We start from the raw sequence: 13,964 nt of genomic DNA on the forward strand, positions 1-13,964 counted from the left end.
GCCGTGTACGAGTCGTGGTCATCGACCACCAGCCAGCCACCACGCCCGTTGGACCGCCCGGTCTGGGTGGATCTCGAGGTCTTCTACGGGCCACCGGACCACCCGACGGCCGGCCCCGAGGACGACCCGCCACCTGGCCGGGTCCTGGTGCCCACGGGTCGGGTCCCCGGCGTACTCGCACGGTGGGAACGGGCCGTGGACGGCCGCTGGTTCGGGATCGTGCGGTTCGCAGTGTGCGACTCGTACGGCGCGGTCGTGGCCGAACACCGTGACTCGCTCGTCCCGGCCTCGGCGCTGAGTCTCCGGGAGACCGAGCCGTACCGGTAGCCTCCGCGCACCAGCGCACGGTCGAACGGATCACCTGGGAAAACCCGTGGTGAGCGGCGCGGTCTGCGCCGAGAATCGCCCGGTGACGACGCACCTGGAGACCGACCGCCTCCGGCTACGGCGGTTCACGGCCGCAGACCTGGACGATGTCCACGCCCTACACTCCGACCCCGCCGTGATGCGGTACCTGGACCGGCCGGCCACGCGCGAGCACGTGCGAGACACCACCCTGCCTCAGTGGTTCGCCCTCCACGAGCGGCACCCCCGGTTCGGGTACTTCGCCGCGCTCGAGAAGCAGACCGGCACTTTTCTGGGCTGGTTTCTTTTCCGCCCACAACTGGTGAACCAGCCCACTCCCGGCGAGATCGAGCTCGGATACCGCCTCCACAAGGCCGCGTGGGGGCGCGGATTCGCCACTGAGGGGTCGATTGCGCTGGTCGAGATGGGGTTCACCGAGCTGGGCGTGCAACGGGTTGTCGCTACGACGATGGCCGTGAACCGGGGCTCGCGCCGGGTACTGGAGAAATCCGGGCTCCGGTACGTCCGCACGTTCCATGTCGACTGGCCCCATCCTCTCGACGGGTCCGAACACGGCGAGGTTGAGTACGCGCTCACCCGCGAGGAGTGGAGCCGCAGCCCTCGGCGAGGAACGGTTCTCATTCCGCGTCGACCAGGCGATCAGCCCGGATAGGGCCTCGTGGTTGGCCACCGCGCGGGTCGCGTTGGTGAGCTCACCCGGCCTGGTCCTCCGACCGAGGCATCTCATGTCGGCCGGCGGCGCGCTGTCCGACCCGGAGGACGCTCAGGTAGCGCCGGGACGCCCGGTCGTCCATCCGCGTGCGAATGCGGTCGGCGACCGCGTCGAGCAGGGGCTCGCGGACGTCGTGGTCGAGCCTGCGGTACAGCGACGTCGAGCGGAGGAGATCGGCGAAGCCGTCCCCGTCGAACCACTGGACCGTCGGGTACCAGCGCACGATCGGCCGGCGGAACAAGCCGCCGGGATCGTCGTCCGGTCCCCAACCCCCGTCGGTCGTGCGCACGTCGTCCTCGAGCGGCGGATGACCCCAGGCGGGGTTCCCGGGGGCGAACAGCTCGTGCAGATCGGCGGACTCGGCGTACACCTCCGGCTCTCCCGGACGGCGGACGACGACGTGGGCGAGCAACGCCAGCCAACCTCCGGGGGAGAGCACATCGTGCGCCCGCTGCCAGCCGACCGCCGGATCGACCCAGTGCCACGCCGACGCGGCGACGAGGACATCGAAGCGCCGACCGCGGTCGGCCCACTCCTCGAACGTCGACTGCTCGACATCGACGTTGGGGAAGGGGGCGGTCCGTCGACGGGCGAGTGCGGCCATTCCCGCGCCGGGCTCGACGGCGGTGACCGAGCACCCGAGTGCTGCCAGCGACCGGGTCGCCTGGCCGGTACCGCACCCCACCTCGAGCACCGACGCCTTCTCGTCGGCGCCGGTGATGGCGGCGAGGTCCGAGAACAGCTCGTCGGGGTATCCCGGACGGACCCGGTCGTAGAGCTCCGGCACTTCGTCGAACACCCGACCGAGGTCACGTCGGTCCCGGTCTGCCATCCCACCATCCTGCCGAGACCGCCGTCGGAGCGCCCTCTCCCCCCATCAGCCCGGATAGGGCCACGGGTTGGGGTTGCAGCCGTTCAGCCCCAGGGACTGCTGCTGCATCACGGGAGCGGGCGCCGCGGGGGCAGGGCAGTTCACGTGATCGTGGCCGAGGACGTGCCCGACCTCGTGGTTGACCACGTAGCTCCGGTAGGCGGTGAGGTCACCGTGATAGTCCGGGGAGCCTTCCACCCAGCGGTAGTGGTTGACCACCGCGTGCGCTCCGACCCGGCACGACAGCGGGCCCGCGGTGTCGAGCGGTTCGCACAACCGGCCGGTGGTCTCCGGGCTGGCGAGCCGCACGACGATCTCCGCGTCGCCCGCGGTGCGTGCGAAGGTCATCGCGCCGTCGTGGCCCCAGCCGCGCGCGTCGTTGAGCGTGCGCATCACGAACCGGGCGAAGGCGGTGACCTCGACGGGGAGCCCGTTCTCGACCTCCACCCGGACCGTCCGCCACGGCCCCGCACCCGGCGCCGGCTCCGAACCCGGGACCACGCTGAACGTGCCCGTCCCGGCCTGCGGGACCAGGCGGACGACGACGCCGGCGATGACGTCGGGACCGGCCGGCGTCGCCATGGTGGGGACGGGCCCGGCCCGGTCCGCGAGCGGTTCCGGGCCGGCGGCGACGACCGGGCCGGGGCCGGGCTGCGGTGCAGATCCGGCCGCGCCCACGGCCGTGAGCGGTACCACGCCGAGCACGAGTGCGACCGGCACCAGCCGTGCGCCGCGTTTCGCCGAGAGCACCGAGTCACCCTGTCACCGATCCGGTGATCCTGCCCTCCGGAGACCCACCATGAGGACGCTCAGTGATCACGTTCCGCACCGAATGGCCTGTGGTGTTCCGCCTCCACGTCCGGTTAGCTACAGCGGGTAACTGCGGGGAGGGGTGGAGTGGGCGGCCGGCACCGGAAGGGCGGACAACGACGGCGCTGGCCCGTGGTGACCGTCACCGTGCTGGTCGTGGTCGGCGCCGGCGTCGTGATCGGGATGCGGACGTTCACCCTGTGCCGCCCCGCGACCGTGACCATCGCAGCCGACCCCGTGGTGGCCGAGAGCGTTCGCCAGGCACTCGCGGGCGAGCGCAGCGGCGCGGCGCAGTGCGCCGACATCCGGGTGGTCGACGCACCCGCCACGCAGGTGGACGAGATCCGCGAGAACGCACCCGGACTGCCCGCCATCTGGATCCCGGACTCCTCGCTCGCCCTCGACACCCTGGACACCGCGTCGGGCTCGGTGGTCGACCAGCGGTCGTCACTGGCCTCGTCGCCGGTGGTGCTGGTCCTGCCGGAGGCCGACGCCGGGCGGTACGGCAACCCCACGCGGCCGGTGTCGTGGAACACGCTGCTCACCCATCCCCGGCCCCCCGCCCTGCCCGACCCCGCCACCGACCGGGCCGGGCTCGCGGCGCTCACGGCCCTGCACACCGCGATCGGCGACGAGCGCGGCTCTCCCCGCCCCGCGTTCGTCGCCGCCGTGCTCTCCCTGTCCCGCGGCGCACCACCCTCAGCGGCGGCCGGCTACGACGCGATGCAGCGGGACGGCGCCACCGCCCGCGGGTTCCTCGCGACCGAACAGTCGGTGGTGCGCCACGACCGGGCTCGGCTCGCGGGCGGTTCGGGCGCGCCCGTCACGCCCGTCGCCCTCCGGGAGGCGGCGGCCGCGCTCGACTTCCCGTTCGTCCGCGTCCGAGCCGGGCAGCCGGCAGGGCGCGATCCGGCGCTCGACGCCGCGGTCGACGCCATCGAGGCCCAGTTGCGCGGCCCGGCGGGGCGCCAGGCGTTCGGCGCCGCCGGGCTGCGCTCGCCCGACGGCACCCGGCTGCCCGGCGACCCCGGCCCCCGGTCCGGCTCGCTGCCCGCGCAGGTGACCACCGCCGCTCCGCAGCCGCGGCCGTTGGCCCGCGAGACGCTGCGGCTGTGGGGGTCGCTCACCGAGCGCAGCCAGGTGCTGACGGTGATCGACGTGTCCGAGTCGATGGCCGAGCCCGCCGGGAAGGGCACCCGGATCACGCTCGCCGCCGCGGCGGTCCAGTCCGGGCTCAAGCTCTTCCCGGACGTCGCGTCGGTCGGGCTGTGGGCGTTCCCCTCGCGGCCACAGCCGCGGACGCAGTGGCAGGAGATCGTCCCGCTCGGTCCGTTGAGCGAGCCGGTCCCGGACGCGCCGTCGCGGCGTGACGCGCTCACCTCCGCGGCCGGGACGCTGCCCGACCGGGTCGGTGGCGCCGGCACCCTCTACGCCACCACGCTGGCCGCCACCAGGGCCGTGCGGGCCGGCTACGACCCGGGGCACTCGAACGCGGTCCTGCTCGTCACGGACGGGCACGACGAGTCCGGGGCCGGGGCCGACCTGCCCGCCACGTTGCATGCGCTGCAGACCGAGGCGGCCCCGGCCGAGCCCGTCCCCGTGATCGCGATCGGGCTGGGACCCGATGCCGACGACGAGGCGCTGCGCCAGATCGCCGAGGCCACGGGCGGCCGTGCCTACGAGGCCGAGAACCCGCAGGACATCCGCGCCGTCCTGCTGGAGGCGATCTTCCAGCGTGGGTGCCGTCCGGCCTGCTGACCCCGTTCCGCTGGCATCCTCGACGGATGGACGCCGCTGTGGTCGCCGAGCTGGTGATGCTGGTCCATCTCGGGTTCCTGCTCTACGTCGCGCTGGGCGGGTTCCTCGCCTGGCGCCGGCGGTGGCTGATCGTCCCGCACGTCGCGGCGGCGAGCTGGGGCCTGGTCAGCGCCACGGTCGGGATCGCCTGCCCCCTCACCGCGTGGGAGGACGCGGCCCGCCGCCGGGCAGGCGAGCAGGGCCTGCCCCGCGGCTTCGTCGACACCTACCTCACCGGCGTGGTGTATCCCGCCGACCGCCTGGTCGAGGCGCAGCTGCTGGTGGCAACCATCGTGCTGGTCTCGTGGACGGGGTTCGCGCTGCGGGAGCGGCGTCGCCGCCGGCAGGTGGCCCGGACCTAGTGCGGCGGCCGCACTAGTCGCGCTCGTCGCGGTCCGACCCGCGCTCGGCCCACTCGCGGTCGGCGCGGTCGGCGGCCTCGGTCCGCTCGTGCGCGATCTCGAGCGCCCGCGACGCCGTCTCCCGGTCGGGGTACGGGCCGAGCCGATCGGCGGCGCGACAGCCCTCGGCCGGCTCGACGGTGCCGTGCTTCAGGCAGTAGAACCATTGCGCTTCGCTCATAGGTCCACACAGTGGCATCCCCCGGCCCGGGGCGCTCGACGCGGTGCCGCTGCGGCAGCATCACGGTTCATGAACGTCACCTGGTTGCGCAGCGACACCCTGGAGGTGGGCGTGATCGCCCACGGCGCCCGGATCGTGGCGGTCCGCGCGCCCGACCGGCACGGGCAATGGGGGGACATCGCACTCGGGCTGGCCGACGAGGACGCCTACCGGCGCGACCGCGACTACCTCGGGGCGTGTGTGGGGCGGTTCGCCAACCGGATCGCCGGTGGGAGGTTCACCCTCGACGGCACGGAGTACCGGATCCCGCTCAACGAGCCCGCCACCGCGCTGCACGGCGGCACCGGCGGGTTCGAGTCCGTCCCGTGGGAGCGTGCCGAGCCCCGCGACGGGTCGGTGACGCTGCGGCGCACCAGTCCCGACGGGGAGAACGGCTTCCCCGGCACGCTGCAGGTGACGGTCACCTACACGGTCGAGGGCCCGCTGCTGCGCATCGAGCACGAGGCCCGCACCGACGCGCCCACCGTGGTCAACCTGACCAACCACGCCTACTGGAACCTCGCCGGAGCGGGCAGCGTGGAGGATCACGAGGTGACGCTCGCGGCCTCGCACTTCCTGCCGGTCGACGAGCACCTCGTCCCGTCCGGGCCGCCTGCGCCCGTGGCGGACACCCCGTTCGACCTGCGCAGCTCCCAGCGGATCGGCGCCCGGCTGCGCGAGGGCCACCCCCAGCTGCGGGCCACCCGCGGCTACGACCACACCTACGTGATCGACGGCGACCCGGACGCCGACGGCCTGCGCCACGCCGTGCGAGTCGTCGAACCCCGCAGCGGGCGCACCCTGGAGCTGCGCACCGACCAGCCCGGCGTGCAGTTCTACACCGGCAACATGCTGGATGGCTCGCTCGTGCTCAGGGACGGCAGCGCGGCCCGTCAGGGCGACGCGTTCTGCCTGGAGCCGCAGGCCTTCCCCGACTCCCCGAACCGGCCGGACTTCCCCTCGACGGTGCTGCGGCCCGGCGAGGTCTACCGCTCCCGGTCCGCGCTGCGCTTCGGCACGACCGGGTAGCGGCCGGGCGGCTCAGGGCCGTGGGCCGCGAGCGGGCGCGTGGTCCCAGGACGCTCCGAGCCGGGCGATCGCGTCGTGGATCCGGCCGGGTGGGTGGGCCGCGTAGCCCAGGACGAGACCGGGCGGACCGTCGGCGACCCGGTGCCAGGACAGCGGCTGCACCAGTACCCCGGAGTCCCGGGCGCGCTCGGCGAGCACCCGGTCGTCCAGGCCCGGCGGGAACGTCACGAGCAGGTGCAGCCCGGCCGCCACCCCGTGGATCCTGGCCTCCGGCAGGTGGTGGCGCAGCGCGGCGAGCATCGCGTCCCGCCGGGCCCGCTGGCGCGTGCGCACGCGCCGCAGGTGCCGCTCCAGCTCGCCCGAGGCGATCAGCTGCGCGAGCACGAGCTGGGGCAGCGCGGCGTTGCCGAGATCGGTCATCCGCTTGCGCGCCACGAGCTCGGGCTGCAGCGCCCGAGGGGCGACGACCCATCCGAGCCGGAGCCCCGGCGCCAGCGTCTTGGACACGCTGCCGGTGTGTGCGACCCGATCGGGGGCCATGCCCTGCAACGCGGGCACCGGGGCGCGGTCGTAGCGGTGCTCGGCGTCGTAGTCGTCCTCGATGACCAGCCGGCCCGCCGCGGCCCAGTCCAGCAGCTCGCGGCGCCGTCCCGGCGCGAGCACCACACCGGTCGGGAAGTGGTGCGCCGGTGTCACGAGCACCACCCGCACGCCGCTGCGCGCGAGTGCCGTGACGTCCAGGCCGTCGGCGTCGACCGGGACGGGCACGGGCTCCACCCCCCAGTGGGCCAGCTGTTCCCTCGTCCCCCGCGACCCCGGGTCCTCGATCCCGGCCCGCTCCCCCGCGAGCACCTGCGCGAGCAGGCCGAGAGCCTGGGCGACCCCGGCCACCACGATGATGTCCTCGGCGTCCGCGCGGACCCCGCGGGTGCGCCCCAGCCAGCCGGCGAGCTCGCGGCGCAGCACCGGGTTGCCCCGAGGGTCGCCGTAGCCCAGGTCGGCCGCGGCGGCGCTGCCCAGCACCGCGCGCTCGGCGCGCAGCCACGCCGCGCGGGGGAACGCCGACAGGTCCGGCACGCCGGGCGAGAGGTCGACGCCGGGTGCCGGGCGGGCATCGCGCACCGGCGGCACCGCCACCGCGGGCGGTGCGGAGGCGACCGCCGTGCCGCGGGGGCCGTCGGTGCGGAGCAGGCCTTCGTCGTAGAGCCGCTGGTACGCCGCGACGACGACGCCGCGGGAGACCTCGAGGTCGACGGCCAGCACGCGGGACGCCGGCAGGCGCGCGCCGACCGCCAGCCTGCCGTCGGTGATCGCGGCCCGCAGCGCGTCAACCAGCCACCCGGTGAGCTGCCCCCGGGGCACCGCGCCGGGGTCGAGCTGGAGGAAGTCCGCGCCGGACACGATGGTCCTCTCACCCGTGCTGTTCTTGGCCCTGTCGGTCGGACCGTACGGCAACGAGCCTGGCGGCATGACGTTGTCGAAGATCGGGATCCGGCATGCCGGGTCCCGGAGGATCGGGCGGGGCACCGCCGCCACCGCCGCGGGCCTGGGGATGGGCGCTGCGGGGATGGTCTGCGTCGGCGGGAGTGTCGCCGTGTCCGGCGTGCTGGCCGACGCCCCGCTGTTCACCACCCAGGCCGTTCGCTACACCGTGGCCTGCCTGCTGCTGCTCGGAGCGGCCCGGCTCACCGGCCGGCGGATCACCCCGCCCCGCGGCACCGAGTGGCTGTGGCTGCTCGGCGTCGCGGTGGCGGGACTGGTGCTGTTCAACGTCGCGCTGGTCCGCGGGTCGGTGCACGCCGAGCCCGCAGTGGTCGGCGTGGCGGTGGCGTCCGTGCCGGTCGTGCTCGCGCTGGTGGGCCCGCTGCTCGACGGGAGACGCCCGGCACCGGCGGCTGTGGCGGCGGCCGCCGTGGTCACCGCGGGCGCGGTGCTCGTACAGGGCCATGGACGCAGTGATCTCGTGGGGCTCGGCTGGTCGGTCGTGGTGCTGCTGTGCGAGGTCGGGTTCACGCTCCTCGCGGTCCCCGTCCTGCGCCGGCTCGGCCCGTGGAGCGTCTCGGTGCACACCTGTTGGCTCGCCGCCGTACTGCTCGCCGTGCTCGGCCTCGGCGCGGAGGGACCCGCGGCGGTGACCACGCTGCACGCCTCGCACGTGCTCGCCGTCGCCTGTCTCGCGGTGTTCGTGACGGCCCTGGCGTTCGTGCTCTGGTACTCCGCGGTGGGCCGGCTCGGCTCCGCGCGCGCCGGCCTGCTCACCGGCGTGGCCCCCGTCGCGGCCGCCGTGGGCGGCGTGCTGCTCGGCTCCCCGCTTCCCGGTCCGGCGGTGTGGGCCGGGACCGCGCTGGTGGCAGTCGGGCTCGTCATCGGCGTCGGAATTACGCCGAAAGGGATCGCTAACACCGGTCCGAACCGTCACGATGGGTAGGCAGAGGGGGCTTGGGGGCCCCTGTCGAGCGTGACGGCTAGACGCCATGGGGGACGTTTCGTGAAGGTTGTGCTGTTTTGCGGTGGTTACGGGATGCGGATGCGGGACGGGGTCTCGGATCTGCCGAAGCCGATGCATCCGGTGGGGCCGCGGCCGCTGATCTGGCACGTGATGCGGTACTACGCGCACTTCGGGCACAAGGATTTCGTGTTGTGTCTGGGGTACGGGGCGCATCACATCAAGGACTTCTTCCTGAACTACTCCGAGACCGCGTCCAACGACTTCGTGCTCCGCGGGGGGAGTGTGGAGCTGCTGGGTTCGGACATTCAGGACTGGACGATCACGTTCGTGCACACGGGGTTGGACTCGCCGATCGGGGAGCGGTTGCGGCGGGTGCGGGCGTTGGTGGAGGGCGAGGAGATGTTCCTGGCCAACTATGCCGATGTGCTGACCGACCTGCCGTTGGACGACATGGTGGGCAAGTTCGCGGCCTCGGATGCGGTGGGGGCGTTGCTGGCGGTGCCGCCGCAGTCGGCGTTCCACTGTGTGGATGTGGCGGCTGATGATCGGATCTCGTCGATCACGACGTTGCAGCAGCTGCCGTTGTGGGAGAACGGGGGGTACTTCGTGTTGCGGCCGGAGATCTTCGACTACATCCCGGAGAACGGGGATCTGATCGAGGACGGGTGTGCGGTGCTGGCGAAGGAGGGCCGGATGATGGCGTTCCGGCATCGGGGGTTCTGGCAGCCGGCCGACACGGTCAAGGAGCGCACCGCCCTGGAGGCCGCCTACCAGGGCGGCATCCGGCCCTGGATGGTGTGGGAGGACCCGGGCTCGGGAGAGCGCGACCCGCTGCAGGCCAAGATCGCCGAGATGGACGCCGGCGCCGCCGAGGAGACGATCACCATCTCGGTGTCCCGGTAGCCCGCCAGGGACACCGCGACAGTGCCCGGCGACCGGTGCGCCGGTCGCCGGGCGCCGCACGTCAGACGCTGAGCCAGGCCGCCGCGTCCGGCGCGAGCTCACCGTCGGTGAGGTCCGGGTCGCTCGCGAGCAGCACGCTCGCCCCGGCCGGGAGCGGCGCGGGGGCGTCCGACAGGTTCACCACGCACACGAAGCCGGCGCCGCGGGAGAACGTGAGCACGTCCGGCCCGCTCGGCATCCACGTGAACTCCCCCTCGCCGAGGGCCGGGTGCGCGTGCCGCAGTGCCAGCGCCGCCCGGTAGAGGCTGAGCATCGACCTGGGATCGCTCACCTGCGCCTCGACCGTGACGGAGGCGAAACCGGCGGGCTGCGGCAGCCACGGCGCGGACCGCGCCCCCGCCGGGCTGAACCCGAACGGCGGGGCGGACCCGGACCACGGCAGCGGCACCCGGCAGCCGTCACGCCCGCGGTCGGTGTGCCCGGACCGCTCCCAGGTGGGGTCCTGCAGCACCTCCTCGGGCAGGTCCTCGACCTCCCACAGCCCGAGCTCGTCGCCCTGGTAGACGTACGCGCCGCCGGGCAGGGCGAGCATCAGCAGGGCGGCCGCGCGGGCGCGCCGCCGCCCCAGCTCGAGGTCCAGGGTGGTGGCCGGGGCCAGGTGCGACAGGGAGTGGCCGGCCCCGTTGGTGGCCGGCCTGCCCAGCCGCGAGACGTGCCGGACCACGTCGTGGTTGGACAGCACCCAGGTCGGTGGCGCACCGACCTCGGCGACGGTCGCGAGCGAGTGGTCGATCGACTTCCGCAGCGCCGGGGCGTCCCACGGCGTGCGCAGGAAGTCGAAGTTGAACGCGGTGTGCAGTTCGTCGGGCCGCAGGTAGCGCGCGAGCCGTTCGGGCGAGTCCACCCACGCCTCCGCGACGAACACGCGCCCGCCCGGGTAGGAGTCCGCGACCCGGCGCCAGCCGCGGTAGATCTCGTGCACCCCGTCGCGGTCCCAGTGCGGATGGTCGGTGCGCTCGACGGGGGCCAGCATGTTCTCGTCGTCCCCGCCCAGGTCGGGCAGGCCGTCGGACTTGACCAGGCCGTGCGCCACGTCGATCCGGAACCCGTCGACGCCACGGTCGAACCAGAACCGCAGGATCGACTCGAACTCCTCGCGCACCCGCGGGTCGGCCCAGTTGAGATCGGGCTGCGCCGCGTCGAACAGGTGCAGGTACCACTCCCCCGGTTCGCCGCCGTCCGTCACGCGGGTCCAGGCCGTGCCGCCGAAGACGCTGCGCCAGTCGTTGGGCGGCTCGTCGCCGCCGGGTCCGCGGCCGGGCCGGAAGTGGTACCGGGCGCGCTCGGGGGAACCGGGGCCTGCGGCGAGTGCCTCCTGGAACCAGACGTGCCGGTCCGAGCTGTGGTTGGGAACGATGTCGAGGATCACCCGCAGCCCCAGCGCGTGCGCCTCCTCCACCAGCGCCGCCGCTTCCTCCTCGGTGCCGAACACCGGCTCGACGGCGCGGTAGTCGGCCACGTCGTAACCGCCGTCGGCCATCGGCGACGGGTACCACGGGTTGATCCACACGGCGTCGACCCCGAGGTCGCGCAGGTGCCCGAGCCGGGCGCGGATCCCGGCGATGTCGCCGATCCCGTCGCCGTTGCCGTCGGCGAAGCTGCGGATGTAGAGCTGGTAGACCACGGCGTCACGCCACCACGTGTCCACCCCGGTACGCCTCACGGCGGCCTCGGCCGTTCCCATGCGTTCTCCCCCATGTCGCGCAGCGCGGCTGCGCCCATCAACGTCCGCGTCATCCCATCAGGGACAGCAGCCCGGCTCCCGGGGCCCCCGGTGCGGCGGCGCTCCTCTCAGCGGAAGCGGGAGAAGTCCGGCGGCCGTTTCTCGGCGAACGCTCGCGCGCCCTCCATACCCTCCTCGCCGTGGGCGTACTCCTCGAGCCCGTCGAAGGCCAGGTGGGAGATGCCGCTGATGTGGTCGCTGTCGGCGTTGAACGAGTGCTTGAGGAACTTGAGCGCCGTCGGTGAGTACGAGCCGATCTTGCGGGCCCAGGCCCGTGCCGTGTCGAGCAGTTCGGCGGCCGGCACCACCTCGTTGACCAGGCCCCAGCGCTCGGCGGTGGCGGCGTCGTAGCGGTCGAGCAGGAACCAGATCTGCCGCGCCCGCTTCTCCCCCACCACCCGGGCGAGATACGCCGACCCGAAGCCCGCGTCGAAGGAGCCGACCCGCGGCCCCGCCTGCGCGAACGTCGCGTGCTCGGCCGCCACGGTGAGGTCGCACAGCACGTGCAGCACGTGGCCGCCGCCGATCGCGATGCCGTTGACCGCCGCGATCACCGGCTTCGGGATGTCCCGGATGATCCGGTGCAGCCGCTCGATCTCGAACGTTCCCCACTCGGTCTCGCCGTAGCCGCCGGTCTCCGCACGCTCCTTGACGTCGCCGCCCGTGCAGAACGCCCGGTCGCCTGCGGCGGTGAGGATCACGGCAGCCACCCGCCGGTCCGCCCAGGCATGCTTGAACGCGGAGATCAGCTCGTCCACGGTGCGCCCGCGGAAGGAGTTCATCCGCTCCTGCCGGTCGATCGTGATCACGGCGTGGTTGTCGTCCTCGACCACGTAGCCGATGTCGGTGAACTCGTCGATCCGCATGCTGCGATGTTGACGGCCGTCACCGCCGCTTGACAAGCTCGCCCGGTGGACGACCCCCGATGCTGCCTGGTCACCGGAGCCGGCCGCGGGATCGGGGCGGCGGTCGCCAGGCGGCTCTCGGCGGCCGGGCACCGCGTGGCGCTCACCGCCCGCAGCGCCGGTGAGCTCGACGCGCTCGCCGCGGAGCTGCCGGGGCCCGCGCTCGCCGTGCCGGCCGACGTCACCGCCCCCGACGCCGCCGAGCGCGTTTTCGCCGAGGTGGAGAACGTCTGGGGGCCGGTGGAGGTGCTCGTGCTCAACGCCGGCGCCGGCACGTCCGCCCCGCTGCACCGCACCACCGACGCCGACTGGCAGCACGCTCTCGACCTCAACCTCACCGCACCGTTCCGGCTGCTGCGCCGGGCCGTGCCCGCCATGGTCGAGCACGGGTTCGGCCGCGTGGTGGCCGTCGCGTCGATGGCGGCCAAGCGCGGCGACCCGTACATCTCGGCGTACACGGCGAGCAAGCACGGGCTGCTCGGGCTCGTCCGCTCGGCCGCGGCGGAGCTCGCCACCACCGGCGTCACGGTCAACGCCGTCTGCCCGGGCTACGTGGACACGCCGATGACCGACGGCACGGTGGCGTCGATCAGCGCGCTCACCGGCCGCACTCCCGAACAGGCCCGCGCGGCGCTGGAACGACGGCAGCCCATCGGCAGGCTCATCACCCCGGACGAGGTCGCCGACGCCGTGCTCCTCTGCGTGGCGAGCGGGGCGATCACGGGCCAGGGCATCAACGTCGACGGTGGAGCCATCCAGTCGTGAACAGCAGGCACGTGAGAGCAGGGCGGTCATGATCGAACGCGTCAACCCGCCGGAGCTGGCCCGGCCCTCCGGATTCGCCCACGCCGTGGTGGCCACCGGCCGCACGGTGTTCCTGGCCGGCCAGACCGGTCTCGCCGCCGACGGCACCATCGTCCCCGGCGGCCTGGTGGCGCAGTTCGAGCAGGCACTGACGAACCTGCTCGTCGCGCTGCGGGCCACGGGCGGCGGCCCGGAACACCTGGCCCAGCTGACGATCTACATCGTCGACATCGACGCCTACCGCGCCCGGGCCCGCGAGATCGGCGAGGTGTGGCGGAGGCTGGTCGGCAGCGCGTACCCGGCGTCGGCGGGCGTGGGCGTCACGCGGTTGTGGGACGCCGAGGCGCTGGTGGAGCTGCAGGGCGTCGCGGTGCTGCCCGACGAGAGCTGAGCACTCAGGGACCGCCGCCGTCCCCGAGCCGCCGGGTCTGGCGTTCCAGCACGTCGATCGTGTTCTTGACGTAGTCGGCGATCACCGCCAGCTCGCGCTCGTCGTACTTCGCCATGACACTTGCCATGTCCCGGCCCAGCTCGGCGAACGCGTCGCCGGGCTCGAGCCGGCTGCCCGGCACCGGCGAGATGAGGACCCGGCGCCGATCGCTCGGGTCGGCGCCGCGCCGGACGTGCCCGGCCCGTTCCAGCCGGTCGACGAGCCCGGTGACGGCCCCGGGGCTCAGCCCGGTCAGCTGCGCGAGCCTGCCCGCGGTGAGCGGCGCCTCCTGCCGCACCAGGGCGAGGGCCCGCTGGTCGACGGCGCTCAGCCCGAGGCGGGCACCGACGGCCTCGTGGAACATCACGACGGCGGTGCTCAGCCGTCGACCCCACTGCGCGGGGTCGGAGATCTCGCTCATGGCTTCATCCTCCGCGACGCCGACGGGATGGACGGAAGTCTTTCAGCATGCTAAACCTTTTGG

At 73.7% G+C, this 13,964-nt stretch carries 16 protein-coding genes; 9 read left to right on the forward strand and 7 right to left on the reverse strand.

Annotation, left to right across the window (positions count from 1 at the left end):
* Window positions 1-3: 3 nt before the first annotated feature.
* Window positions 4-327 carry a hypothetical protein gene (locus ACQPZA_RS20625; RefSeq protein WP_433272845.1) on the forward strand — a complete coding sequence of 108 codons (324 nt, stop codon included), beginning with the start codon at window positions 4-6 and terminating at the stop codon, window positions 325-327.
* 82 nt (window positions 328-409) lie between these two features.
* Window positions 410-1,018 (forward strand): GNAT family N-acetyltransferase, encoded by a 609-nt coding sequence (locus ACQPZA_RS20630; protein WP_433272847.1) that lies wholly within the window; start codon window positions 410-412, stop codon window positions 1,016-1,018.
* A 40-nt stretch (window positions 1,019-1,058) separates the two neighbouring features.
* Here ACQPZA_RS20630 and ACQPZA_RS20635 read toward each other — a convergent pair whose 3' ends face one another.
* Window positions 1,059-1,910 carry a class I SAM-dependent methyltransferase gene (locus ACQPZA_RS20635; protein ID WP_433272849.1) on the reverse strand — a complete coding sequence of 284 codons (852 nt, stop codon included), beginning with the start codon at window positions 1,908-1,910 and terminating at the stop codon, window positions 1,059-1,061.
* Between the two features lie 45 nt (window positions 1,911-1,955).
* Window positions 1,956-2,699, reverse strand: coding sequence for a DUF3152 domain-containing protein (locus ACQPZA_RS20640; RefSeq protein WP_433272851.1), 744 nt, complete (start codon window positions 2,697-2,699; stop codon window positions 1,956-1,958).
* A 192-nt stretch (window positions 2,700-2,891) separates the two neighbouring features.
* On the opposite strand from ACQPZA_RS20640, the gene ACQPZA_RS20645 reads away from it, so the two are divergent.
* Complete coding sequence (locus ACQPZA_RS20645; RefSeq protein WP_433272853.1) at window positions 2,892-4,517, forward strand: substrate-binding domain-containing protein; 1,626 nt, start codon at window positions 2,892-2,894, stop codon at window positions 4,515-4,517.
* A 26-nt stretch (window positions 4,518-4,543) separates the two neighbouring features.
* The gene (locus ACQPZA_RS20650) at window positions 4,544-4,918 is read left to right on the forward strand and encodes a DUF2784 domain-containing protein (protein WP_433272855.1); all 375 of its coding nucleotides are present in this window, start codon (window positions 4,544-4,546) and stop codon (window positions 4,916-4,918) included.
* Window positions 4,919-4,931: 13 nt separating this feature from the next.
* Here ACQPZA_RS20650 and ACQPZA_RS20655 read toward each other — a convergent pair whose 3' ends face one another.
* Window positions 4,932-5,138, reverse strand: a complete 207-nt coding sequence (locus ACQPZA_RS20655; protein WP_433272857.1) for a hypothetical protein — start codon at window positions 5,136-5,138, stop codon at window positions 4,932-4,934.
* Window positions 5,139-5,207: 69 nt separating this feature from the next.
* On the opposite strand from ACQPZA_RS20655, the gene ACQPZA_RS20660 reads away from it, so the two are divergent.
* Window positions 5,208-6,206, forward strand: a complete 999-nt coding sequence (locus ACQPZA_RS20660; RefSeq protein WP_433272859.1) for an aldose epimerase family protein — start codon at window positions 5,208-5,210, stop codon at window positions 6,204-6,206.
* 12 nt (window positions 6,207-6,218) lie between these two features.
* Here the strand turns inward: ACQPZA_RS20660 and ACQPZA_RS20665 are convergent, their stop codons facing one another.
* Window positions 6,219-7,610 carry a PLP-dependent aminotransferase family protein gene (locus ACQPZA_RS20665; RefSeq protein WP_433282906.1) on the reverse strand — a complete coding sequence of 464 codons (1,392 nt, stop codon included), beginning with the start codon at window positions 7,608-7,610 and terminating at the stop codon, window positions 6,219-6,221.
* 64 nt (window positions 7,611-7,674) lie between these two features.
* Here ACQPZA_RS20665 and ACQPZA_RS20670 point away from each other — a divergent pair, with 64 nt between their 5' ends.
* The gene (locus ACQPZA_RS20670; protein WP_433272861.1) at window positions 7,675-8,634 is read left to right on the forward strand and encodes a DMT family transporter; all 960 of its coding nucleotides are present in this window, start codon (window positions 7,675-7,677) and stop codon (window positions 8,632-8,634) included.
* 60 nt (window positions 8,635-8,694) lie between these two features.
* Window positions 8,695-9,558 (forward strand): glucose-1-phosphate cytidylyltransferase, encoded by an 864-nt coding sequence (locus ACQPZA_RS20675; protein WP_433272863.1) that lies wholly within the window; start codon window positions 8,695-8,697, stop codon window positions 9,556-9,558.
* Window positions 9,559-9,619: 61 nt separating this feature from the next.
* Here ACQPZA_RS20675 and ACQPZA_RS20680 read toward each other — a convergent pair whose 3' ends face one another.
* Together ACQPZA_RS20680 and ACQPZA_RS20685 are read right to left on the reverse strand one after the other, a co-directional pair.
* Window positions 9,620-11,302 carry a glycoside hydrolase family 13 protein gene (locus ACQPZA_RS20680; RefSeq protein WP_433272865.1) on the reverse strand — a complete coding sequence of 561 codons (1,683 nt, stop codon included), beginning with the start codon at window positions 11,300-11,302 and terminating at the stop codon, window positions 9,620-9,622.
* 107 nt (window positions 11,303-11,409) lie between these two features.
* Window positions 11,410-12,207, reverse strand: a complete 798-nt coding sequence (locus ACQPZA_RS20685; RefSeq protein ID WP_169398856.1) for an enoyl-CoA hydratase-related protein — start codon at window positions 12,205-12,207, stop codon at window positions 11,410-11,412.
* Window positions 12,208-12,252: 45 nt separating this feature from the next.
* On the opposite strand from ACQPZA_RS20685, the gene ACQPZA_RS20690 reads away from it, so the two are divergent.
* Complete coding sequence (locus ACQPZA_RS20690; RefSeq protein WP_433272867.1) at window positions 12,253-13,011, forward strand: SDR family NAD(P)-dependent oxidoreductase; 759 nt, start codon at window positions 12,253-12,255, stop codon at window positions 13,009-13,011.
* Between the two features lie 28 nt (window positions 13,012-13,039).
* On the forward strand, window positions 13,040-13,441 hold the full coding sequence (locus tag ACQPZA_RS20695) for a RidA family protein (RefSeq protein WP_433272869.1): 402 nt from the start codon (window positions 13,040-13,042) through the stop codon (window positions 13,439-13,441).
* Between the two features lie 4 nt (window positions 13,442-13,445).
* On the opposite strand, the gene ACQPZA_RS20700 is transcribed toward ACQPZA_RS20695, so the two are convergent.
* On the reverse strand, window positions 13,446-13,901 hold the full coding sequence (locus ACQPZA_RS20700; protein WP_433272871.1) for a MarR family winged helix-turn-helix transcriptional regulator: 456 nt from the start codon (window positions 13,899-13,901) through the stop codon (window positions 13,446-13,448).
* Window positions 13,902-13,964: the final 63 nt, after the last annotated feature.

It is taken from the genome of Pseudonocardia xinjiangensis, from assembly GCF_050948425.1.
GTDB classification, from domain to species: Bacteria; Actinomycetota; Actinomycetes; order Mycobacteriales; family Pseudonocardiaceae; genus Pseudonocardia; species Pseudonocardia xinjiangensis.